Annotated in this window: 24 protein-coding genes and 1 pseudogene; 21 read left to right on the top strand and 4 right to left on the bottom strand. The window is 42.9% G+C overall.

Annotation, left to right across the window (positions count from 1 at the left end; translation table 11 throughout):
• From A3GY_RS09615 to A3GY_RS0102925, 4 genes and pseudogenes are all read left to right on the top strand, one after another.
• A pseudogene (locus A3GY_RS09615) lies at positions 1-110 on the top strand (thiol peroxidase); the annotation flags it as partial.
• A 103-nt stretch (positions 111-213) separates the two neighbouring features.
• Positions 214-843, top strand: a complete 630-nt coding sequence (locus tag A3GY_RS0102935; RefSeq protein ID WP_018029913.1) for a GTP pyrophosphokinase — start codon at positions 214-216, stop codon at positions 841-843.
• Positions 840-1,541, top strand: coding sequence for a response regulator transcription factor (locus A3GY_RS0102930; protein ID WP_018029912.1), 702 nt, complete (start codon positions 840-842; stop codon positions 1,539-1,541). Before A3GY_RS0102935 ends, A3GY_RS0102930 begins: the two co-directional genes overlap by 4 nt.
• On the top strand, positions 1,531-2,766 hold the full coding sequence (locus A3GY_RS0102925) for a sensor histidine kinase (RefSeq protein WP_018029911.1): 1,236 nt from the start codon (positions 1,531-1,533) through the stop codon (positions 2,764-2,766). Before A3GY_RS0102930 ends, A3GY_RS0102925 begins: the two co-directional genes overlap by 11 nt.
• 44 nt (positions 2,767-2,810) lie before the next feature.
• Here the strand turns inward: A3GY_RS0102925 and A3GY_RS0102920 are convergent, their stop codons facing one another.
• Entirely contained in the window at positions 2,811-3,167 is a 357-nt protein-coding gene (locus A3GY_RS0102920; protein WP_018029910.1) for a DUF1304 domain-containing protein, read from the bottom strand.
• A gap of 62 nt (positions 3,168-3,229) precedes the next feature.
• The gene (locus tag A3GY_RS0102915) at positions 3,230-4,141 is read right to left on the bottom strand and encodes a LysR family transcriptional regulator (RefSeq protein ID WP_018029909.1); all 912 of its coding nucleotides are present in this window, start codon (positions 4,139-4,141) and stop codon (positions 3,230-3,232) included.
• A gap of 230 nt (positions 4,142-4,371) precedes the next feature.
• Here A3GY_RS0102915 and A3GY_RS0102910 point away from each other — a divergent pair, with 230 nt between their 5' ends.
• From A3GY_RS0102910 to fni, 15 genes are all read left to right on the top strand, one after another.
• A complete protein-coding gene (locus tag A3GY_RS0102910) occupies positions 4,372-5,511 on the top strand; it encodes an amidohydrolase (RefSeq protein ID WP_018029908.1) in 1,140 nt (379 codons plus the stop codon).
• A 187-nt stretch (positions 5,512-5,698) separates the two neighbouring features.
• Positions 5,699-6,703, top strand: coding sequence for a uroporphyrinogen decarboxylase family protein (locus tag A3GY_RS0102905; RefSeq protein ID WP_018029907.1), 1,005 nt, complete (start codon positions 5,699-5,701; stop codon positions 6,701-6,703).
• A gap of 12 nt (positions 6,704-6,715) precedes the next feature.
• The gene (locus A3GY_RS0102900; protein ID WP_018029906.1) at positions 6,716-7,573 is read left to right on the top strand and encodes a transporter substrate-binding domain-containing protein; all 858 of its coding nucleotides are present in this window, start codon (positions 6,716-6,718) and stop codon (positions 7,571-7,573) included.
• Positions 7,574-7,582: 9 nt separating this feature from the next.
• Entirely contained in the window at positions 7,583-8,275 is a 693-nt protein-coding gene (locus A3GY_RS0102895) for an amino acid ABC transporter permease (RefSeq protein ID WP_018029905.1), read from the top strand.
• A 10-nt stretch (positions 8,276-8,285) separates the two neighbouring features.
• Complete coding sequence (locus A3GY_RS0102890; protein ID WP_018029904.1) at positions 8,286-8,960, top strand: amino acid ABC transporter permease; 675 nt, start codon at positions 8,286-8,288, stop codon at positions 8,958-8,960.
• A 9-nt stretch (positions 8,961-8,969) separates the two neighbouring features.
• Positions 8,970-9,734 carry an amino acid ABC transporter ATP-binding protein gene (locus A3GY_RS0102885; RefSeq protein WP_018029903.1) on the top strand — a complete coding sequence of 255 codons (765 nt, stop codon included), beginning with the start codon at positions 8,970-8,972 and terminating at the stop codon, positions 9,732-9,734.
• Positions 9,735-9,882: 148 nt separating this feature from the next.
• Complete coding sequence (locus A3GY_RS0102880; RefSeq protein ID WP_018029902.1) at positions 9,883-10,731, top strand: transporter substrate-binding domain-containing protein; 849 nt, start codon at positions 9,883-9,885, stop codon at positions 10,729-10,731.
• A 14-nt stretch (positions 10,732-10,745) separates the two neighbouring features.
• On the top strand, positions 10,746-11,231 hold the full coding sequence (locus A3GY_RS0102875) for a GNAT family N-acetyltransferase (RefSeq protein WP_018029901.1): 486 nt from the start codon (positions 10,746-10,748) through the stop codon (positions 11,229-11,231).
• The gene (locus tag A3GY_RS10220) at positions 11,231-11,386 is read left to right on the top strand and encodes a hypothetical protein (protein WP_018029900.1); all 156 of its coding nucleotides are present in this window, start codon (positions 11,231-11,233) and stop codon (positions 11,384-11,386) included. The genes A3GY_RS0102875 and A3GY_RS10220 overlap by 1 nt, the downstream gene beginning before the upstream one ends.
• Before the next feature lies 1 nt (position 11,387).
• Positions 11,388-12,350, top strand: coding sequence for a glutathione S-transferase family protein (locus tag A3GY_RS0102865; RefSeq protein WP_018029899.1), 963 nt, complete (start codon positions 11,388-11,390; stop codon positions 12,348-12,350).
• Between the two features lies 1 nt (position 12,351).
• Positions 12,352-13,359 (top strand): glutathione S-transferase C-terminal domain-containing protein, encoded by a 1,008-nt coding sequence (locus tag A3GY_RS0102860; protein WP_018029898.1) that lies wholly within the window; start codon positions 12,352-12,354, stop codon positions 13,357-13,359.
• Between the two features lie 118 nt (positions 13,360-13,477).
• Positions 13,478-14,353: a mevalonate kinase gene (mvk, locus tag A3GY_RS0102855; RefSeq protein ID WP_018029897.1), complete on the top strand. Its 876-nt coding sequence runs from the start codon at positions 13,478-13,480 to the stop codon at positions 14,351-14,353.
• Positions 14,335-15,267, top strand: a complete 933-nt coding sequence (gene mvaD, locus A3GY_RS0102850; RefSeq protein ID WP_018029896.1) for a diphosphomevalonate decarboxylase — start codon at positions 14,335-14,337, stop codon at positions 15,265-15,267. The genes mvk and mvaD overlap by 19 nt, the downstream gene beginning before the upstream one ends.
• Before the next feature lie 2 nt (positions 15,268-15,269).
• A complete protein-coding gene (locus A3GY_RS0102845; protein ID WP_018029895.1) occupies positions 15,270-16,280 on the top strand; it encodes a phosphomevalonate kinase in 1,011 nt (336 codons plus the stop codon).
• Positions 16,267-17,274 (top strand): type 2 isopentenyl-diphosphate Delta-isomerase, encoded by a 1,008-nt coding sequence (gene fni / locus A3GY_RS0102840; protein ID WP_018029894.1) that lies wholly within the window; start codon positions 16,267-16,269, stop codon positions 17,272-17,274. Before A3GY_RS0102845 ends, fni begins: the two co-directional genes overlap by 14 nt.
• Before the next feature lie 21 nt (positions 17,275-17,295).
• Here fni and A3GY_RS0102835 read toward each other — a convergent pair whose 3' ends face one another.
• Together A3GY_RS0102835 and A3GY_RS0102830 are read right to left on the bottom strand one after the other, a co-directional pair.
• The gene (locus A3GY_RS0102835; RefSeq protein WP_018029893.1) at positions 17,296-18,588 is read right to left on the bottom strand and encodes a hydroxymethylglutaryl-CoA reductase, degradative; all 1,293 of its coding nucleotides are present in this window, start codon (positions 18,586-18,588) and stop codon (positions 17,296-17,298) included.
• Entirely contained in the window at positions 18,575-19,759 is a 1,185-nt protein-coding gene (locus tag A3GY_RS0102830; RefSeq protein ID WP_026161894.1) for a hydroxymethylglutaryl-CoA synthase, read from the bottom strand. Before A3GY_RS0102830 ends, A3GY_RS0102835 begins: the two co-directional genes overlap by 14 nt.
• Before the next feature lie 221 nt (positions 19,760-19,980).
• Here A3GY_RS0102830 and A3GY_RS0102825 point away from each other — a divergent pair, with 221 nt between their 5' ends.
• Entirely contained in the window at positions 19,981-20,820 is an 840-nt protein-coding gene (locus A3GY_RS0102825; protein ID WP_018029891.1) for a thymidylate synthase, read from the top strand.
• 82 nt (positions 20,821-20,902) lie between these two features.
• Positions 20,903-21,403 (top strand): dihydrofolate reductase, encoded by a 501-nt coding sequence (locus tag A3GY_RS0102820; RefSeq protein ID WP_018029890.1) that lies wholly within the window; start codon positions 20,903-20,905, stop codon positions 21,401-21,403.
• The last annotated feature ends 22 nt before the right edge of the window (positions 21,404-21,425 follow it).

The following is a 21,425-nucleotide window of genomic DNA, read 5'->3' as shown; positions in this document are numbered from 1 at the left end:
CGCGTGCAGTCTTTGTCCTTGATGAGACCAATCAGATTAGTTATGTGGAGTACTTGGATGAAATGTCTCAGCACCCTGATTACGACGCCGCTCTTGAGGCAGTCAAATAATTTTAACAAAAACCACAGTCTTGTGGTTTTTTTAATTCATTTAAGTCAGAAATAAGGTCTTATGCTATAATAAGTTATCAGAAATATGATTTAGGAAATGCGTATGGAACGTCAGACAATTTATGGTAAGTTTGAACCTTACTTGGAGTACATTTTAGAGGATTTTGGCAGCAGAATCCAGGAAGCCAGCAAAAAGGCCAAAGAAGAGACCGGTTTTAAGCTATTCGAGCACTATATTGCGCGTGTGAAAACGGCCGACAGTATGTCTGAAAAATGCCTGCGAAAGGGGCTTCCTCAGACAGCAGAGTCGGCCTTGAAGCAGATTCGTGACAGTATCGGAATCCGAATTGTTTGTGGCTTTGTAGATGATATTTATAGAACTATAGATGTTATCAAGGGACTTGATGGGGTTTCCATCTACAATGAGAAAGACTATGTTTCTAATGCAAAACCTAATGGCTATCGCTCTTATCATCTTATTTTAGAAGTTGAAACAGACTTTGAAGATTGTTTGGGGCAGCAGCCAGGCAAATATTTTATAGAGGTACAGCTGCGAACTATTGCGATGGATTCCTGGGCAAGCTTGGAACATCAGATGAAGTATAAGAATGACATTAAAAATCCAGAGCGTATTGTCAGAGAATTAAAGCGCTGCGCTGACGAACTGGCCTCATGTGACCTGTCCATGCAGACGATTCGTGATTTAATAGCAGAGGGTGGTGACAACGAATGACTTTAAAGATATTATTGGCAGAAGATGAAGAGCAGCTTTCCCGTGTCTATACCGCTGCTTTGAGCCATCAAGGCTATGATGTGGATCAGGCTTCTAATGGTCAGGAGGCAGTTGATCTGGCTCAGGAAAATCCTTATGACCTGATGATTTTAGACATCATGATGCCTGTCAAGACGGGGCTGGAAGCCCTCAAGGAAATTCGGGAAAAGGGAGATAAGACACACGTTATCATGCTGACGGCTATGAGTGAGATCGATGACCGAGTCACCGGCTTAGATGCAGGTGCTGATGATTATCTGACAAAACCCATCTCTCTTAAGGAGCTGCTGGCTCGTCTGCGCTCTATGGAACGGCGTTTTGATAGCTATGATGATAAGGTTTTGACCTATGGTCAGGTCAGTCTTGACCTTCCTCAGCAGGAATTAGCTGCCAGCAACAGTATTCGTTTAGCTGGGAAAGAAGCACAGCTTATGGCCTTTCTCATCAAAAATGCCACAAAGACAATCTCTACTCAGGAAATCTTCAAACACGTCTGGGGAAAAGATAAGGATTCAGAAGTAGATGAGGGTTACGTCTTCATCTATATTTCCTACTTGCGGCAGAAATTAAAGGCTATTAAAGCGGACCTGCAAATTCTAGGTGAGGAAGATGGTGACTTTCAGTTAGTTCATATAGCAGGTGACAGCCATGTTTCGTAAAATTCGTTTTCGGTTTATTCTGATTGCTGCCTTAGCCATTTCCTGTATCTTAATTGCCTTTATAGGTGTTTTAAATTCGGTCAGCATTGTCCGAAACAATAATGAGATCAATACCGTTTTATCTATCCTGTCCAATCATAAAGGGGAGTTCCCAGGAACTGCCCAGGTCATCAAAGAAGACAGCAACCGAGATATCAACATTGCTGACATCAATCAATATCAGTATTACAGTTACCGTTTGAATAAGGATGAGGAAGTCAGCACCGTTAATCTCAAACATATCAACAATGTAAGTCAGAATGATCTCGAAAAGATGCTGGATAAAGTGCGTTTATCCTCTAAAAGAGGCATTTTCAGGTATGACGGACATGTTTACTCTTATCAAGTGAAGCAAAATAAGACAAATGGAAGCTATCTTGTCGTTGTTTTGGATATTACCCGTTTTACAAATGAGCGGTCAGATTTGTTTGCTTTATCCGTTCAGATGTCTCTTTATAGTTTAGTTTTCTTTATTCTGGTTGTCAGTCTTTTCTCTGGTTTTGCCATAAAACCTTTTGTGGAGAACTATGAAAAGCAAAAAGAATTCATCACCAATGCGGGGCATGAACTGAAGACACCTTTGGCCATTATTTCTGCTAATAATGAATTGCAGGAGTTGATGACGGGCGAAACGGAATGGACCAAGAGTACCAAGGATCAGGTCAGCCGTCTGACATCGCTGATTAACCAGTTGGTGACTCTGGCTAGATTGGAGGAACGGACAGACCTTGTCTTTGAGGAACTGGACTTTTCTGATCTTGTTCAGGATGCCGCAGAGGACTTTAAGGCTTTAGTGATTAAAGATGGCAAGACATTTTCGATGGCTATTGAGCCTGACCTCAAAGTTAGGGGGGAGCATCAGTCACTTTTTGAACTAGTGACAATCTTAGTCGATAATGCCAATAAGTATTGCGATGATGAGGGTACGGTCACGGTCCGCCTCTCTCGGACCAATAGCCCCATCCGAAAAGCAAAACTAGAAGTATCCAATACCTATAAGGCTGGCAAAAATGTTGATTACAGCCGTTTCTTTGAACGCTTCTACCGCAAGGATGAATCGCATAACAGTCAAAAATCTGGCTACGGTATCGGTCTATCTATGGCGCAGAGTATTGTCAGCATTGTTAAAGGCAAGATTTCGGTTCATTACAAAGGGGATACGATTACGTTTAAGGTTATCTTATAATCAAAATCAGGGCCATGTCTTAGAACATGACCCTGATGTCTTTTTTAACGGTTAAAGAGATAAAGCAGAAGTGTGATGATAGCCAAACCACCCTGAGTCAGCAAAATTTTAGGATTGCTGCTGTATGCCCCGTAGGCGGCGACTAAGATAATGAAGATGAGAATGGGGATAATGATACTAGGATTGAAAATGAGCCCGTACAATAGTCCTAAGCCGATGAGGCCGTTATAGATTCCTTGATTTTGAAAAAGCGTTCGGATTTCTTTTTCAGCCAATTTTTCCTGACTCATGCCAAAAACTTGCGCAGTCTTTGGTGAACTGGTCGCAAAGGTTTCTAAATACATAATGTAAAAAAATTCCAGAGCAACAAAAACAACTAAAATGCTTTTAATAAGTGACATGATTTCCTCCAAATATGTCCTCATTATAGCCAGAATAAGAAAATTTAGCAACCCAAATGACTTTATAAAAGAGAGTCATCTTCATTTTCGGCCAGACTCTTTTTAACCGCTTGGATAAAAGCCTGTGCAATAGGGCTTTTTTCTTTATGATTATTGGTGACAAATCCCAGGGTATGAATGTCACTGTCTTTCAGCGGAATCAGTACAATTTGATCCTTGATAAAGCTATTGACGATTCCAAGACCAGAGGCATAGGCATTAGAACCGCACAGCAAGTTCATGACAGTTCCTCGATCATTGCTGTAAAATACGGAACGATTATCAGGTGTGTCCAGCGTGTCTTCATCAAAAGTTAGTCCCGAGGTTTCTTGGCGGAAGCGAACTTGCATATAGGGAGACAGCTGGTCTTTGGAAATGACTTCTTCCTTAGCAAGAGGGTGATCTTTTTTCAGAAAGATACGGGTTGGAAAGTCCCCCAAGGGAGTAAAGGTCAGATTGTGCTGACTGAAATAGCGCTCCAAGACATGACGGTTGTCATCATTGAGATAGAGAATCCCTAGGTCACTCTCAAAGCTCAGAACACTCTCCAAGATTTTCTTGGTTGTGGTTTCCACCATGTGAAAATGCTGGAAGTCGTTGTTAAATTGCTCTGCAATCTCTAGGAGAGGAATGGACAGAAAATCGTAGTGGTGGGCATAGATAGTAAAGCTATTTTTATAGCTTCCCTGGTAGCGTTCTTTGAGCAGTTCAACCTCTCCTAAGATGCGTTTGGCATATTTTAGAAAATCATAACCATCATCGGTTAGACGGGCACCCGTATTAGAGCGGATAAAGAGCTGAACACCTAGTTCGATTTCCAATTCTTTGATAGAGGAGGAAAGGTTGGGCTGGGTGACGAAAAGTTTCTTGGCGGCCTCACTAAAAGAGCCGGTTTTTGCAATCGCTTCGACATAACGGCATTGTTGAAAATTCATAATATCTCCCCTTAAATCAATCTTCTAGCCATTATAACAGAAGCCCTTCGAAAAAATCAGCAAAACCCTGATTGAAAAACATAAAGGAGTGATAAGAATTTCTTATAGCCTGCCATTCATGCAACTGATAGCTCTATAAGCAAACTTTATAGTCTGCTATAAATAAGATAGATTATGCAGAGGGATGAGGAGGTGGTAAGATAGAGACAAGTTTTTAAAGGAGAAGGCATATGACAGAGGCATTTTACCAAAAACTAGCAAAAGTAAGACATTATCTTCATAGTAAGCCGGAACTATCGGAACAAGAAGTTGAGACCACAGCCTATATCAAATCTTATTTGGCAGATTTAGGAATCAAACCTTTAGATTATCCCTTGACAACAGGCGTTATCGCTGAGATTGGTAAGGGTCTGCCGGTGATAGCTTTGAGGGCAGATATTGATGCGCTTCCTATTGTTGAAAAAACAGAGGTGGACTATGCCAGTCAAAACCAGGCCATGCATGCCTGCGGCCATGATTTTCATCAGACCAGTTTGCTTGGTGCAGCAGAATTGTTGAAAACGCGAGAAGCAGAATTGCAGGGAACCGTACGATTGATTTTTCAGCCAGCTGAGGAAAATTTTCAGGGAGCTTATCAGGTGATTGCTGCAGGCGGTCTGGATCAAGTATCTGCTATCTTGGGCTACCATAATAATCCCCACCTGAAGCCAGGTCAGATAGGGCTGCGATCCGGCGCTATTATGGCTGGAGTCGAGCAATTCCGTGTCCATGTGAAGGGAGTCTCCGCTCACGCAGCCCGTCCCGATCTGGGAGTGGATACGGTTCCGACGCTGACAAGCATAGTCAATAATCTGCAGGCAATTGTCGCAAGGACGGTCTCACCTTTTGAGTCAGCTGTCCTGTCGGTCACGCATCTTGATGTTGGGACAACATGGAATGTCCTTCCGGCAGAAGGTTTCTTTGAAGGAACAATCCGTACGTTTGATCCTCAGGTTCGCTTGTCGGTGATTGATCAGTTTACCAAGGTGGTTGAGGCGACTGCAGCACAATTTGGTGCAGAGGTTTCGATTGAGTGGGGCAACTCGCCGAAGGTGACCTTTAATGATGCGGAGCTGACGCCCTTGGTAGCTGAAGGTTCAAAAGATTTTGCCCAGGTTATCGAAACCCTGCCATCGACAGGCGGGGAAGATTTTGCTGCCTACCAAGAAAAAGTCCCAGGTGTCTTCGCCTTCATTGGCTCAAATGGAGACGAAAATGCACCCGATTGGCATCATGATAATTTCATCGTTAAAGATGCTGCTCTTCCTATTGCCGTCAACTATTATGTTGAAAATGCAATAAGGCTTCTTGATTATTATAGGCAAGAATAGGAGGCAACATGGTGAAACGTGTTATCAGAAATGAGTCCGGCTTAAACTAAGCTTCCCCCTAGTCATTTTGGCTAGGGGATTGTCTTTTTCTATTAGTAAAACTTATAGCCCAGCATAAATAAGATAGATTATGCAAGGGAGCTTGGAGGTGATAAGATAGAAACAAGTTTTGAAAAGGAGATTGTTTATGGTTAGTAAGAAAGAATGGGTGCTGAAAGCTTTTAGAGGGGAAAAAGTGGATCGGATTCCGGTTGGTTTCTGGCATCATTTTACAGAGGAAAAGGATTTTGGACGTGGACCGGCAGATGTGCAAGTGGTCCAGCAAAATATCGAGGGGCATAAGCGCTTCATTGAGGCTGTTAGACCTGACTTTATTAAGCTGATGAGTGATGGTTTTTTTACCTATCCGAATGGTCTGATTTCAACCAAGGTAAGATCTGTCAAAGAGCTTGCAGGCATTCAATCCATCGGTGCAGACCATCCTTGGTTTCAACAACAAGTGGATCTCATCAAGCATATCAAAAGTACCTTTGTTGAGGATATTTTAGCAATTTATAATATCTTCTCTCCAGCAACCTATCTCAAATGGCAGCTTTCAGGAAAAGTTGCTGACGGGGATCAAATATTGGCAGATTTTTTAAAAGAAGATGCCCAGCTGCTTAGACAGGTATTGCAAGTGATTGCCGATGACATCGCCATTCTTGTTAAGAAAGTCATCCAAGAAGCTGATATTGAGGGGATTTATCTGAGTGTTCAGTCTATTCAGGACAATCGTATAAGTTCCAAAGATTATAAAGAAATCATTGCGCCAAGTGATGTGGCATTGATTGAGGCTGCTGCAGAAGCTGGCGGTTTGACGGTCTTGCATATCTGCGGTTATGAAGGTGCAACCAATGATGTTAGTCTATTTAAAGATTATCCTGTTCAGGTTGTTAATTGGGCAGTTGTCCCAGAAGGTATTACATTGGCTGAAGGAAGGCAGCTTTTTGATCATAAAACTGTTTTAGGCGGTTTTGTCAACACAAAAGAAGGCCTATTGTATAAAGGCAATAAGGAAGCTATTCAAGCAGAAGTCCATCGTCTGATAAAGGAAGCAGGAGATGAGGGAATCATTATAGGAGCTGACTGTACTATCCCAAGCGATATTGATCCTCAGCGGATTCTCTGGGTCAAAGAAGCAGTAGCAGAATAAAAGGAGATTAGGATGACAAAGAAAAAATGGATTATTGCAGGCGGAGTACTTGTTCTTCTTGTTGGTGGTACCATCATTGGTCGGCAGCTGACCGGCAAATCAGGAGGAACAACAGATGTGAAAACCTTGAAGGTGGCGCATACACAAAATTATGTCCCTTATGATTTTGTCAATGACAAAGGGGAGAGCGATGGTTATGAGGTTCAGGTTTTAAAGGCTGTAGATAAAAAACTTAAAAACTATAAATTTGAATATACTGGAACAAGTGACGAAGACTTGCTGATTGGTCTTGAATCTGGCAAGTATGATGTCGGCACTAAAGGTGCCTGGTATACGGCAGAACGGGCTAAAAAATTTCTTATTCCTAAAGAAGCTGTCGGCGCCAGCGTTATCGGTTTTACCATCCGTAAAGACGAGGCACAAACGATAACAGACATTGACTCATTTGCAAAATCCGGCGGCAAATTAGTCCCGATTTCACCTCAGAATGCCCAATATAATGTCATCCAGGATTATAATAAAAAGCACCCCGATACCCCTATTGCCTTGGAAACAGCTGAAAGTTTCACAGTAGCAGATGCTTATGCTTGGGTATTGGAAGGGCGTTATGATGCTTATTTTGATATTAAATTGTCCTTTGAAGAAGCAGTTAAAAATGAGGGCGGTGCTTATCACAAGTATGCGGATAAGCTGACTTGGTTTCCTTACAAAGGTATCAAAACCTATCCCTTGATTCACCGTAATAAGAGCAATAAAGCATTTGCAGATGCTTACGATAAGGCAATCAAAGAACTTGAAAAAGATGGAACTTTAGAAAAGTTATCAAAAGAATATTTTGGGGAAGATGTCTTTACTTATGTGACAGATTAGGAGAGGGTTATGGTTTCTTATACACCATCTTATGTCTTAAAATTCTTGCCTCACATTCTCAGTGCCCTGCCTTTAACCTTGTGGATTATTGTTCTGACCGTCCTCTTCGGGTCTTTTCTGGGGCTAGGTCTTGCTTGGGCACAGTTGGGACAGGATTCATTTTTAATCAAGGCTGCAAGGGGCTATGTCTTTATCCTGCGCTGCACACCCCCTATTGTTCTCTTATTTATGGTTTTTTACGGATTGCCTGAATTTTTTTCCTGGTGGCTGGGTCTTGACTTGGACCATTGGTCTCGTACAATTTTTGTCGTTGTCACCATGGTTTTACTCTTTGCAGCATCAATCTCTGAAGTCTTCAAAGCGGCTTATCTAGCTGTTCCCAAAGGACAGACAGAAGCTGCTCTGAGTATCGGTCTTACAGATGTTCAGAGTTTTTACCGTATTGTGATGCCGCAGGCTTTTAAGATTGCTTTACCCAATATGACAACAGCGATTTTAAACCTTATGAAAGATACTGCTTTAGCCTATACCATTGGACTTGTTGATGTTATGGGAGCGGGCAATTTATTGATTGGAAAGAACCTAGGCAATTACTCTTTAGAGACCTACACAGCGGTAGCAGTTATTTACTGGGGCATAGCTATTGCGCTGTCACTGGTTTCGTATGTCCTAGAGGGCTATTTAGACAGAGGAAGGAGTTGAAGCAGAGCGAATGGCTATCGATTATATTATTAAGACCTTTGTTCTTTCGCTGAAAGGGATTCCTGTGACATTATCTATTATGGTTGTCTCTATCCTGCTCAGTTTGTTTCCTGCTCTTTTTCTTGCTTTGGGGAGAATCTACAAGATAAAAGGGGTGACGGGTTTTTCCTTGCTTTATCTTGCTTTTATGCGTGCGACACCGCCAATCCTCTTTATTCTCTTTTTCTATAGCCTTCTGCCAAGTGTTTTGAATACGATGTTAAAATCCAGCGGGTTAAATGTTTTTGAGCTTAATCCCATCTATTATGCCTTTATTATTTTTAGTCTGATGACTACTGGTAGTCTCTCGGAGATTATCCGATCGGCTATTCTGACCGTTGACAAAGGGCAGATGGAAGCAGCTCAAGCAATCGGACTTACTGCCAGTCAAGCCTATCGCCGGATTGTTTTTCCGCAGGCGCTGAAAGCTGCGCTTCCCAATCTATGCAATCTGGTCATCAACTTAATCAAAGGAACATCCTTAGTTTTTGTCATGACGGTCAGAGATATTACTGCAATTGCTAAGATAGAGGCGGCTTATGGCTATCAGTATTTTGAATCCTATCTGGTTATTTTTATGATTTATCTTGTCATTTGCGGTGTGATTCAGCTTTTGTTTTCGTACGCTGAACGCCGTTTGGCATAAGGAGGAGAGATGTTAACAGTAAAAGAATTAAGTAAGAGCTTTAATGGGAAATCCGTTTTAGAAAAAGTTAGTCTGGAAGTCAGCAAGGGGGATGTGATTGTTATTCTGGGCCCCAGCGGATCGGGAAAAACTACTTTTTTACGCTCTTTAAATCACTTAGAAAAAGCGGATTCGGGGATTTTGGAACTAGAAGGCAAGACTTATGATTTAGCTAAAATCGGACGCAAAGATGTTCTGGAACTCAGGCAGAAAACTGCTTTTGTTTTTCAGCACTATAATCTATTTGCCAATAAGACTGCCCTAGAAAATATTTTGGAGGGACTTGTCATTGCCAGAAAAATCCCAAAATCAGAGGCAGAAAAAATCGCTTTAGAAGCTTTAGAAAAGGTTGGCTTACTGAGCCATAAGGATTATTACCCTAATCAGTTATCGGGCGGTCAGCAGCAGCGTATTGGTATAGCCAGAGCTATTGCGGTTAAGCCCGAACTAATTCTCTTTGATGAACCCACTTCAGCGCTTGATCCAGAACTCATTGGTGATGTCTTGGGGGTCATGAAGCAGCTGGCAGAAGAGGGAGTCACCATGATTGTTGTAACCCATGAAATGGCTTTTGCGCGAGACGTAGCGACTCATATTGTTTTTATGGATGAGGGGCGTATTATTGAAGAAGGTAAACCCAAGGACTTTTTCTTACATCCCAAGGAAGAAAGGACACGGAAGTTTTTGGCGAGAATTCTTGTGGATGCTTCCTACACCGAAAATTATATTTTATAGAGAAAGACGGTCAGATAAGGTATTTTTCTGACCGTTCTTCTTGTCCAACCTATAATTTAAACTTATAGCCCAGCATAAATAAGATAGATTATGCAAGGGAGCTTGGAGGTGATAAGATGGTTTTATGCTTACGTTAAAGGAGAAAAAGATGAAAAAGATTTTATTGCTAAAAGGGTTTAGCCTCGTTAGTTTACTCTTACTGACCGTGATAGCTTTGGGGGCTTCTAAGACTGAGACAGTATTGGCAGACAAGAAAACGGTGACCATTACTGCAGCAACAGGCGGTGAACCTAAACCCTTTACTTATGTCAACAGCAAAAACCAGCTGACTGGCCACAATATTGAATTGCTAAAAGCCATCTTTAAAAAATTGCCTCAGTATAAGCTGAAAATTGAAAAGGCAAAGTTTGAGTCCATTTTTTCAGGTCTGTCATCAGATCGCTATCAAATCGGTGTTAATAATTTTGCCAAAAATGCCGAACGGGAGAAAAACTATCTCTTTACGGACCCCATCTTTAAGAATTCCTATGTTGTTGTTTATCCAAAGGAAAGTCAGCTTGCCAAGACCGTTAAGTCCTGGTCGGATTTGGAAGGTCTTTCGACAGTTGGCGCGACAGGGGTCAATACCACAACAGCCATTGAAGCTTATAATAAAGCCAATCCTAATCATAAAATTGATTTCAATTATTCGGCTGAAGACTTGGCCTCCCAGCTGAGGAGCATTGAAAACGGCAAATATGATTTTCTCTTAATGGATAAACCCATGTTTGATTATTATCAAAAAGAATTTCATTTCGACCTAGAAGCAAAGGCTGTGTCAGGCACTTTGAAAAAAGAACTGCTGCCAGAGCCTTACAGCTATTTGATTGTTTCGAAGGATAATGATGCATTGGTCAAGGACATCAACAAGGCACTAAAAGAAGTTGTTGATGAGGGGACGTCCAAGAAAATCAATCTGAAATATTTCGGGACAGATTACTCACCAACTTATGATTAAGAGGCGATTGGATTATGGCATTTAAATATACCATCAACAGCAATACAGAAACGATTGATTTTCAACAGGTGGCCGAACTTCTCGAAAAGGTCGGTTTAGTGAAGACGGTCGATGCTGACTTACAGGAAAAAGTCTTCAGAAATAGTGATGAAACGATTTTTGTTAAAGATGGCGACCGTATTATTGGTGTGGGACGTGCCTTGAGTGACGGCATCGCACAGGCTGCCATCTATAACATCGCAGTTGATCCGGACTATCAAAGACAGCAAGTCGGCCATACCATTATCAGTCTGCTTCTTGACCGTTTGCGAGGCCTAAATATTATCCTATACACACACCCTAAAACCCTAAGGCTTTATGAGAAATACGGTTTTAGACGCAACAAAACAGCCTTTGCCAATTTTCAGGCTGTTGATCAAGAGGGCTTTCAATGGATGGAAGACGAGGGCTTCTTTTTACCAGAACATTTTCGTTTTGACGATGAGAAAGGCCGCTACTAATGATAAGAATAATTCAGATTTTCAGAGGACAGACAGACTTGCCAAATCAGGCTGTTTGTCAGCGACTAAACTTCCTGCGTCTCAATGGCTTTCCCTATGAAAGCAGTGACTTCTATGCAGGTTTCGACTGGGAAGTGCAAAGAGAGGAAAAGTGATATGCCAACAGAATTCGTAGCACAAGAAATGGATCATAAAGGCCGGTTTATCCGTCAGAAAAATCGCTTTACAACACCTTTTGGTCATCGGGAAGGTCAGCTGCCCATTGAAAAGCATCGCTATCGTTTGCTGGTATCCTATGCCTGTCCTTGGGCTCATCGCCAGCTTATCGTGCTTAAGTTATTGGGTCTAGATCAGGTGATTTCGATTGGTTTTGTTGACCCAGTCCGACCGACGGGTCTAGGACGGACTGATTGGGCCTTTACCCTTGATAAGGATAAGAAAGATCCTGTTTTAGGGATTCCGTATCTTAGTGACATCTACCTTCAAACAGATCCTAATTATCAAGGACGCTTTACTGTTCCGGCAGTTGTTGACCTTAAGACAGGAAAGTTGGTCAATAACGATTACTTTAACTTAACCCGTTACTGGGAGACAGAGTGGACGTCTTTTCATAAGATAGGAGCTCCCGATTTATACCCGAAAGATTATCGGCAATCGATTGACGAATTAAATGAGATTATTTTTGAGGATGTCAATAACGGTGTCTATCAAGCAGGTTTTGCGACAGACCAAAAAGTCTACGAAGAGAATTTTGACAAGGTGTTTAATCGTCTGGAGGAGCTTGAAGATCGTCTTAGCAGGACGCGTTATTTATTGGGGAACCAGATAACAGAATCGGATATCCGTCTTTATGTCAGTTTGGTTCGATTTGACATCGCTTATTATAACGGTTTTAATCTGAATTGGAAACGGCTTGTGGACTTTCCCAATCTCTGGCATTATGCGCGAGACTTATACCAAATCCCCGCTTTTAAAGACACGACCCATTTTGATCATATCAAGAAACACTATCATCTCAGTGCAACCATTAACCCCCATCAAATCCTGCCCAAGGGGCCGGATACCAGCATCTGGCTAGAACCACATGATCGTGCCAAATTTGAAAAGAAGGAGAACTAAGATGACAAAGCCGAGATTAAGACCGAGAGAGACCAAGGTAGAAATTGACCAAACAGGAGCTTTCCAGCGTCAGCCGAATCATTTTACCACCCCTTTTGGACAGGGAGAAAAGGAGTTGTCAGCAGAGATTGGCCGCTACCATCTGATTTGGGCTAAGGGCTGCCATTGGTCAAATCGTGCTTCAATTGTTCGACAGCTTTTGGGACTTGAAGAGGTCATCAGCATTAACCTAGTCGGTCACAGTCGGGAAAATGAGAAGTACGGCTGGGAATTCGTCTACGATAAAGACCGCAGAGATCCTGTGACTGGAGATCAGTTTCTTAGTGAACTATATGATAGAGCCGATCCCGATTATAAGGGGCGTGCCACGGTCCCTGCATTAGTGGATACCCAAAGCCGGAAAGTGGTGAACAATGACTACCATAGGCTGACCAACTATTTGGAAGTGGCTTTTAAACCCTTTCACAAGATAGGCGCGCCAGATCTGTACCCTGAAGACCTGCGTGACCAGATTGATGATTATAATGACCATGTTCTTTTCCCAAACATCAATAATGGTGTTTACCGGATGATGTTTGCCCAGTCTCTGATAGCTTACCATCAAGCTTTTGAGGATTTTTATCGGACCTTGGACGAGATTGAAGAACGATTAGCCGACAGGCGGTTCTTATTCGGTGATTATGTAACGGATTCAGATGTCCGGCTTTTTGTCACCCTAGCACGCTTTGACACGCATTATTACCGAAACCTAGGTCCCATAAAACATCGGATAATTGATTATCCCAATATTTGGGGCTATGCACGTGATTTATATGCTATTCCTGCCTTTAAGGAGAATACCTATTTCCATTCCATTGCGCATGGGTGGGACAAAGACAAGCAAAAGCTTTTCCTTGATTTTAATTCCCGTTTTGCTGACCAAATTGACTATGATGCTATCTGGTCGCAGCCTCATCAGCGTGCCAAACTTTCAAAAACACCTGACCAAAAATTCTTGACTCCTAGCTAATTTTGTTTAGCTAGTTTTTTTTCTCTCAGTTTGACAGTCGCAATTTTTGAATAATTATATTAAAATAGGAAGGTGAATGAAACGTTTTTGAAAAGATTGAGTAAAGAATAATAACCTTATGAAGAAGATTGGAATTGGAAAGTCGCACAGCAAGATTATCCTAATGGGAGAGCATTCGGTCGTTTATGGGTATCCGGCCATTGCCCTTCCCTTAAAAAATATAGAGGTCACCTGTTCGATCAGACCGGCTCAGGAAAAGTTAAAGCTGGATATCAAGGATCCCTTGTCAACAGCTATTTTTGCAGCTCTGGAATATCTTGAGATCAAGGATCACCCGATTACTTATGCCATTGCATCAACGGTCCCTCAAAAGCGGGGGATGGGCTCCTCAGCAGCTGTCAGCATTGCTGCAGTTCGGGCTGTTTTTGACTACTTTGAGGCGGAATTGGATCAGGCAACGCTGGAAATGTTGGCCAATCAAGCTGAAATTATTGCCCACAATAATCCTAGCGGACTAGATGCCAAGACCTGCCTAAGTGATAAAGCCATCAAGTTTATTCGCAATATCGGTTTTTCAGAGCTTGACATGGACTTGAATGCTTTTTTGGTCATTGCTGATACAGGAATTCATGGTCATACCAGAGAGGCAGTAGCCAAGGTAGAAGCGCTTGAAGAAAAAGCCTTGATTTTGCTTCATCAATTAGGAAGATACACCAGTCAGGTGGAGGATGCTATTGCTGACAAAAACCTTGAAGTGATTGGCAATCGAATGCTTGAAGCGCATAAGGTTCTGATGCAGTTAGGCGTTTCCTGTCCGCAATCAGACCGCCTGGTCGATGCTGCAATGTCCTTTGGTGCCTTAGGGGCTAAAATGAGTGGCGGCGGTTTAGGTGGCTGTATTATAGCCCTTGTTAAGAAAAAAGAGCAGGCAGAACGGCTTGCCCAAACACTAAGAGAAGAAGGAGCCATCAATACATGGATCGAAAACCTGTGAGCGTTAAGTCCTATGCGAATATTGCTATCATCAAATATTGGGGGAAGGCAGATGCGGAGAAGATGATTCCTGCCACAAGCAGTATTTCATTGACCTTAGAGAATATGTTTACGCAGACACGTCTAAGCCCCTCAGAGGATGGTGAATCAGACCAATTTTATCTCGACGGCTCTTTGCAAAGTCCAGCGGAACACCAAAAGGTTAAACAGATTTTAGACCTTTTTCGTCAGGATAATCAAGAGTTTGTCAAAATTGAGACGACCAATAACATGCCAACGGCAGCAGGCTTATCATCAAGTTCAAGCGGTCTGTCTGCCCTGGTGAAAGCTGCTAATGACTACTTTGGCACTCATCTAAATCAAAAAGAACTAGCTCAGAAAGCAAAATTTGCTTCCGGTTCATCAGCCAGAAGTTTCTTTGGCCCTTTAGCTGCTTGGGATAAAGACAGCGGAGACATCTATCCCATTAAAACGGATTTAAAATTGGCCATGATTATGCTGATGATTGATGCCCATCAAAAACCAATTTCGAGCCGAGAAGGCATGAAGCGCTGTGCAGAAACGTCAAGCTCTTTCGACCAGTGGGTGATGCAGTCTGAGCTTGATTTCGAGGAGATGAAAACCTATTTGGCCGCTAATGACTTTGAAAAGATTGGGGAACTGACGGAGGCCAATGCGCTTCGGATGCATGCTGTTAATGAGGATGCCAATCCCCCCTTCACTTATTTGACAGATGCTACTTACAAGGCTATGGACGATGTGAGACAGCTTCGTGCTCGAGGTGAGCGCTGCTATTTCACCATGGATGCGGGTCCGAATGTTAAAGTCCTGTGCTTAGAGGAAGATTTAGAGAGACTTGGCGCCATTTTCCAAAAAGATTATCGGGTGATTCTTTCTAAAACCAAGGAGCTCTAGACATGTCTTTATCCGTTAAAACACCTGGAAAGCTTTATATAGCTGGTGAGTATGCTGTCCTTGTTCCTAAGCAGGGGGCCATTTTAAAAAATATCCCGATTTATATGACAGCCGAGATCAGCAGGAGTAGAGAGTATAATATTCGCTCGGATATGTTTGATTATGCTGTAGACCTGACACCAGACGGCAATTACAGGCTCATTCAGGAAGCGATTCAAACCTTCGCCTTATTTTTAGAAAGCCGGCAGCAGTCCTTGAGTCCTTTTCAGTTACTTATTTCTGGAAAAATGGAAAAAGATGGCAAAAAATTTGGTCTTGGTTCTAGTGGCAGTGTGCTTGTTTTGACTTTAAAAGCTCTATCAGCCCTTTATGAACTTCATTTGAGCGATGATTACCTCTTTAAATTGGCTGCTTATACGCTGATTCGGCTGGGAGATCAGGGATCTATGGGAGATATTGCCTGTATTGTTTCCGACCAGCTCATCTACTATCAGTCTTTTGACCGACAGCAAATCGCCCGCTGGGCAGAAGAGATGCCGCTAGATGACCTACTGGAGAAGGACTGGGGATATGTTATTGAGCCAATCCAGCCTGCTGTCTCCTTTGATTTTCTAGTGGGCTGGACCCAGCAGCCTGCCATCACTAGCCAGATGATTGATGAGGTTAAATCCTCAATGACACCTGCTTTTCTGAAAGAAACTCAAACAGAGGTAGTGCAACTCTGCCAGTCTTTGAAAAAAGGAGAAAAAGAAGCTGTCAAAAAGGCTCTTCATCGGATTACTTATTTGCTGGAAGACTTGCATCCGGCTATCTATACGAAACCTCTGAAGAGACTGAAGGCAGCGGCTGCAGATTTAGATGTCGTTTGCAAAAGCAGCGGTTCAGGCGGCGGTGACTGTGGCATTGCCCTCTCCTTTAGCGAGAAAGATAGTGCTGCCTTGATAGACAGCTGGCAGCAGGACGGAATTACCTTACTTTATCAAGAAAAAGGAATAAGAGATGACCAATCGTAAAGACGACCATATCAAACACGCCCTCTCCTACCAATCTGCCTACAATAGTTTTGACGATATGGAGCTAATCCATCACTCTCTTCCGGATTATGATGTATCGGAGATTGATTTATCGACTCATTTCGCCGGTCAAGATTTTGATTTTCCCTTCTATATCAATGCCATGACAGGTGGCAGCCAAAAAGGCAAAGCCATCAATCAAAAACTGGCTGAGCTGGCTGAAAGCTGCGGTCTCTTATTTATCACCGGCTCTTACAGTCCAGCCTTGAAAAATCCAAGGGATGACTCGTTTCACGTTAAAGACCGTCATCCCCAGCTCTTGTTGGGAACTAATATTGGTCTTGATAAACCCCTTCAAGCTGGTCTCAAGGCGATTGATGATTTGGATCCCGTCTGCTTACAGCTTCATGCCAACCTTATGCAGGAACTCTTAATGCCAGAGGGAGAGCGAGAGTTCAAATCTTGGAAAAGGCATTTAGCCGACTATGTTAAGGAACGCCCTTGCCCGCTTATCCTGAAAGAGGTGGGTTTTGGTATGGACCTTAAGACTATTCAGGAAGCCTATGAACTTGGTATCACCACTTTTGATATATCAGGACGTGGCGGGACTAGTTTTGCCTATATTGAAAATCGTCGGGGCGGCAATCGTCCCTATCTGGATGACTGGGGGCAGTCAACTGCTCAGGCCCTCCTTAACGCACAAGCTATGATGAACAAGGTTGAAATCCTAGCTAGTGGCGGTATCCGCCATCCGCTTGATATGATTAAAGCCCTTGTTCTTGGGGCGAAAGGCGTCGGTCTTTCCCGTACGATGTTGGAATTGGTCGAAAATCATCCACTGGAAGACGCCATCGCAATCGTTCAAGGCTGGAAGGAGGATTTGCGCCTCATTATGTGTGCGCTGAATGTCAAAAACATTGAAGAACTGTCGACGGTTGACTATCTGCTCTATGGACGGTTACGAGAAGGACAGAATCCATCTAGCCAAAAATAATAATACTCATAGCGCAAAGCGCTATGAGTATTTGTTTGCTCGTATTTTTTCCAGAATAGATTGAACCTTATCAAGATTAACGTGCTTTTCTTTGCTTAGGAGGGGCAGCAGCAAGGGGAGTTCAGACTCAGTTGCTCCTGCCTGAAGTGCCAATGATTTTGTTTGAAGTTTCATGTGGCCAGACTGGATGCCTGTACTGATTAGCGCTTTTAGGGCTGCGAAATTTTGCGTGAGTCCAATAGCTACAATGAGAGAAGCGAGTTCCTTAGCGTTAGGCTGCCCCAGAAGATCAAAAGCTACCTGAACCATAGGATTCAAGCCGATAGAGCCACCTTTCGTCGCGATTGGCATCGGTAAGGTTAATTGACCGATAATCTCATTCTGCTGGGAATCAAAAGTCCAAGTTGACAGTCCTTTATATCCTCCATCCTTACTGGCATAGGCATGACAGCCCGCCTCAATAGCCCGCCAGTCGTTGCCGGTTGCTAGGACAAGAGCGTCAATCCCGTTAAAAATACCTTTATTATGCGTGCTGGCCCGAAAAGGGTCGGCTTGAGCCAGTTGACTTGCTAAAACTAGCTTTTCCGCCAGTCGTTTCGCCTCTTTTTTATCTCGGCTAAGGATGCGGATTGGCAGCCGACAGCTGGCAGTGACAAGAGACTCAGTTGCATAATTGGATAAAATCGCCATGACACTTTGTCCGCCAGACAGTCTTTCTAATTCAGGCACCAAGGCTTCCATCATGGTATTGACCATATTGGCTCCCATAGCTTCCTGAGTATCAACGGAAAGATAGAAGACAAGAAAATGATTGTCTTCAGCGGCGAGCGGCTCAAGCCGGCAGCTGACGGCTCCCCCACCACGCTTGACAATGGAAGGGTAAGACTGATTGGCCAGAGCAAGCAGCTTAGCTTGCTGGTCTAAGATAGCCTTCGAGGCTTTTTCCATATCAGAAACGCCTGAGAGGGCAATTTGACCAATCATTTGCCGGCCATGAACAGTTGTTGTCAGTCCGCCGTAGCGTTTCATTAATTTTGAAGCATAGCTGCAGGCGGCAACGACAGAAGGCTCTTCGGTCACAAAAGGAACTTGATAGACCTTACCGTCCACCAAGACATCAGGAACTAAGGCAAATGGCAGCGAAAAGGTAGCCAAGACATTTTCGACCATTTGATTGGCTGTTTCAAGCGGCAGCTGCTGATTTTCCTTTAAGAGGCGGTCGGTGGCTGTTGATAGCAGGCCAGACCTGCTAATGTGTTCAAGTCTCTCCGGCAAGGTTTTTTTTGAAAAACCTGCCCAATTAAGTTTTGTCATGGTTTATCACTCTTTGATATTGTCTTTGGTGTTCTTTGATAGCCGTCAAGGCAAATGGTCCCGTCAGGTATTCCTGAAATTGGCAGTTCCCTGCGCTATCTAGTTGAGGTTCTTCATAGAATAACTTCTCATAGTCAGCAACACTAAGAGGCTGGCGCCGGTCTAAATCTTGCTGACGCTTGTCTTTTAGTTGGTCTTGGTAGCCTTCAACCAGCTGTCCACTGAAAATTTCGGAGACAGCACCGCTGCCATAGCTGAAAAAGCCAATTTTATCACCGGCATTTAAATCCGTACTGTTTTCCAAAAGTGAGAGGAAGCCCAAGTAAAGTGAACCGGTATAAATATTGCCGACCTGACTGCTGTAGCTGATAGAGGCATCAAAGTTTTCCAATAATTGAGCTTTTTTCTCAGCAGTCAATGACTTATCCATAATCTTGTTAAGCCCTTTTAAAGCCAGTTTAGGAAAGGGGATGTGGAAGCAGAAGGCTGCAAAATCGGAGAGATGCCCGTCAAATCGCTTTTGGTATTCAGCCCAAGTGGTTTTTAAGGAATCCAGATATTGCTTTGTGGAATACATTCCGTTGACAAAAGGGGTTGTTGAATAATTAGGCCGCCAAAAATCCATAATATCACGGGTCTGAGCAATATTGTCGTCGTTAAAGGTCAAAATTCTAGGCTCTTTGGTGACTAGGAGGGCAAGAGCGCCAGCCCCTTGAGTGGATTCTCCCGGAGTTCCAATGCCGTACTTAGCAATGTCGCTCGCCAGAACAAGGACACGGGATTCAGGGTGTTTTTCGATATGGAGTTTGGCATAATTCAGGGCAGCGGTAGCACTGTAGCAGGCCTCTTTGAATTCGAGACTGCGGGCGAAAGGCTGAATCCCTAAAAGGCTGTGAATATAAACGGCACCGGCCTTGCTCTGATCGACACTGGACTCCGTTGCCAGCAGGACCATGTCAATTTTCTCCTTATCCTCTTGGCTGAGGATCTGATCAGCAGCAGAAGCTGCCAGGCTAATAATATCTTCGGTGACTGGTGCAATACTCAACGCATTCAACAACAGTCCCTGACTGAATTTTTCGGGATCTTCTCCCCGTGCTTGGGCAAGATCAGACATGTTTAAAACGTATTGACTGGTTGTAAAACCGATTTTATCAATTCCAATGGGCATCATAAAATCATTTCTCCTTTGTTTATATGCCTAGGCATATTACCATTGCTATTCTATCATATTTTAGAACAAAAAATGACAATAAAACTTTGACTTCACAAATCTTTCGTCATGTCCTTGTTGTCTTATTGTAACAGATGAGATGCGAACGTTTCCGGCTTTTCTTTTTTCTTTTTTTTGGTTAAAATAAGAAAGAAACTTAATTCAGAAAGATGGTTAGAATGACAAAAGCAGATACGATTTTCAAAGAAAATATCAGACGTATTTTAGAAGAAGGGGTCTGGAGCGAGCAGGCTCGGCCTAAATATAAAAATGGGAAGACGGCTAATTCCAAGTATATTACAGGGGCTTTTGCAGAATACGACTTGTCAAAGGGAGAGTTTCCCATCACAAGCCTAAGGCCAATTGCGATAAAGTCAGCTATTAAAGAAGTTTTTTGGATTTACCAAGATCAGAGCAATGACTTATCGGTCCTTAATGACAAATACAAGGTTAAGTATTGGAATGATTGGGAAGTCGGTGAAACCGGAACTATTGGCCAACGCTATGGAGCCATCGTCAAAAAGCATGAGATTATCACTAAAATTCTGAAACAGCTGGAAGAGAACCCATGGAATCGTCGCAATATCATCAGCCTTTGGGATTATGAGGCCTTTGATCAGTCTCTAGGATTGCTGCCTTGCGCCTTTCAAACTATGTTTGATGTGAGACGGGTAGGTGACACTATTTATCTGGATGCCACCCTGACGCAGCGCTCCAATGATATGCTGGTCGCCCATCATATCAATGCCATGCAGTATGTGGCCCTGCAAATGATGATTGCCAAGCACTTTGGCTGGCAAGTGGGTAAATTTTTCTATTTTGTCAATAATCTTCACATCTATGACAATCAATTTGAACAGGCAGAAGAATTATTAAGACGTGAGGCACCTGCTTCTAATCCTCGCCTGGTGCTCAATGTACCAGACAAAACTAATTTCTTTGATATTAAACCAGAAGATTTTGAATTGCTGGATTACGAGCCTGTCAAACCGCAGTTGACCTTTGAATTAGCCATCTAAAGCAGCTGTCCTCACTTTTTTCAAGCTTTTTTTGAGAAAATCTGATAGAATACTTTAATAAACGTAAAGGCATTGCAAAAGAATGACAAAGAAACTCATTGCCATTTGGGCAGAAGACAAGAATGGTTTGATTGGCGTTGACGGCGGTCTGCCCTGGCGCTTACCAAAAGAATTACAGCACTTTAAAGAAACGACGATGGGACATGCACTCTTAATGGGGCGGGTTACCTTTGACGGGATGAACAGGCGTGTGCTGCCGGGACGAGAAACTCTGATTCTGAGCAAATCTTTGGATCAGTCAGATGCCAATGTGACTCTTGTTCATAGTGTAGAGGAAGCTTTAGACTGGTACCATAAACAGGATAAAAACTTATACATTGTTGGAGGCTCCAGTATCTACAAGGCCTTTGAAAACCATTATGATGAACTAATTCGGACGAAAGTACAAGGGGAGTTTGAGGGAGACACCTATTTCCCCAATCTTGATTTATCTGGTTTTGAACGCATTTCACAAACTGATTTTACTAAAGATGACAAGAATGCCTATGATTTTACGATTGAGGTTTTAAAAAAGAAGAACTAGGAGAAGAAATCAACTCATGCAG

The organism is Streptococcus ferus DSM 20646 (assembly GCF_000372425.1).
GTDB classification, from domain to species: Bacteria; Bacillota; Bacilli; order Lactobacillales; family Streptococcaceae; genus Streptococcus; species Streptococcus ferus.
Note: the sequence above shows the minus strand (reverse complement) of the source record. Positions and strands in the feature narration are given on the sequence as shown.

Bases quoted from the DNA above. Each gene is read 5' to 3' on its own strand.
- A3GY_RS0102935 (WP_018029913.1), top strand. From the start codon at position 214: ATGGAACGTCAGACAATTTATGGTAAGTTTGAACCTTACTTGGAGTAC.
- A3GY_RS0102930 (WP_018029912.1), top strand. From the start codon at position 840: ATGACTTTAAAGATATTATTGGCAGAAGATGAAGAGCAGCTTTCCCGT.
- A3GY_RS0102925 (WP_018029911.1), top strand. From the start codon at position 1,531: ATGTTTCGTAAAATTCGTTTTCGGTTTATTCTGATTGCTGCCTTAGCC.
- A3GY_RS0102920 (WP_018029910.1), bottom strand. From the start codon at position 3,167: ATGTCACTTATTAAAAGCATTTTAGTTGTTTTTGTTGCTCTGGAATTT.
- A3GY_RS0102915 (WP_018029909.1), bottom strand. From the start codon at position 4,141: ATGAATTTTCAACAATGCCGTTATGTCGAAGCGATTGCAAAAACCGGC.
- A3GY_RS0102910 (WP_018029908.1), top strand. From the start codon at position 4,372: ATGACAGAGGCATTTTACCAAAAACTAGCAAAAGTAAGACATTATCTT.
- A3GY_RS0102905 (WP_018029907.1), top strand. From the start codon at position 5,699: ATGGTTAGTAAGAAAGAATGGGTGCTGAAAGCTTTTAGAGGGGAAAAA.
- A3GY_RS0102900 (WP_018029906.1), top strand. From the start codon at position 6,716: ATGACAAAGAAAAAATGGATTATTGCAGGCGGAGTACTTGTTCTTCTT.
- A3GY_RS0102895 (WP_018029905.1), top strand. From the start codon at position 7,583: ATGGTTTCTTATACACCATCTTATGTCTTAAAATTCTTGCCTCACATT.
- A3GY_RS0102890 (WP_018029904.1), top strand. From the start codon at position 8,286: ATGGCTATCGATTATATTATTAAGACCTTTGTTCTTTCGCTGAAAGGG.
- A3GY_RS0102885 (WP_018029903.1), top strand. From the start codon at position 8,970: ATGTTAACAGTAAAAGAATTAAGTAAGAGCTTTAATGGGAAATCCGTT.
- A3GY_RS0102880 (WP_018029902.1), top strand. From the start codon at position 9,883: ATGAAAAAGATTTTATTGCTAAAAGGGTTTAGCCTCGTTAGTTTACTC.
- A3GY_RS0102875 (WP_018029901.1), top strand. From the start codon at position 10,746: ATGGCATTTAAATATACCATCAACAGCAATACAGAAACGATTGATTTT.
- A3GY_RS10220 (WP_018029900.1), top strand. From the start codon at position 11,231: ATGATAAGAATAATTCAGATTTTCAGAGGACAGACAGACTTGCCAAAT.
- A3GY_RS0102865 (WP_018029899.1), top strand. From the start codon at position 11,388: ATGCCAACAGAATTCGTAGCACAAGAAATGGATCATAAAGGCCGGTTT.
- A3GY_RS0102860 (WP_018029898.1), top strand. From the start codon at position 12,352: ATGACAAAGCCGAGATTAAGACCGAGAGAGACCAAGGTAGAAATTGAC.
- mvk (WP_018029897.1), top strand. From the start codon at position 13,478: ATGAAGAAGATTGGAATTGGAAAGTCGCACAGCAAGATTATCCTAATG.
- mvaD (WP_018029896.1), top strand. From the start codon at position 14,335: ATGGATCGAAAACCTGTGAGCGTTAAGTCCTATGCGAATATTGCTATC.
- A3GY_RS0102845 (WP_018029895.1), top strand. From the start codon at position 15,270: ATGTCTTTATCCGTTAAAACACCTGGAAAGCTTTATATAGCTGGTGAG.
- fni (WP_018029894.1), top strand. From the start codon at position 16,267: ATGACCAATCGTAAAGACGACCATATCAAACACGCCCTCTCCTACCAA.
- A3GY_RS0102835 (WP_018029893.1), bottom strand. From the start codon at position 18,588: ATGACAAAACTTAATTGGGCAGGTTTTTCAAAAAAAACCTTGCCGGAG.
- A3GY_RS0102830 (WP_026161894.1), bottom strand. From the start codon at position 19,759: ATGCCCATTGGAATTGATAAAATCGGTTTTACAACCAGTCAATACGTT.
- A3GY_RS0102825 (WP_018029891.1), top strand. From the start codon at position 19,981: ATGACAAAAGCAGATACGATTTTCAAAGAAAATATCAGACGTATTTTA.
- A3GY_RS0102820 (WP_018029890.1), top strand. From the start codon at position 20,903: ATGACAAAGAAACTCATTGCCATTTGGGCAGAAGACAAGAATGGTTTG.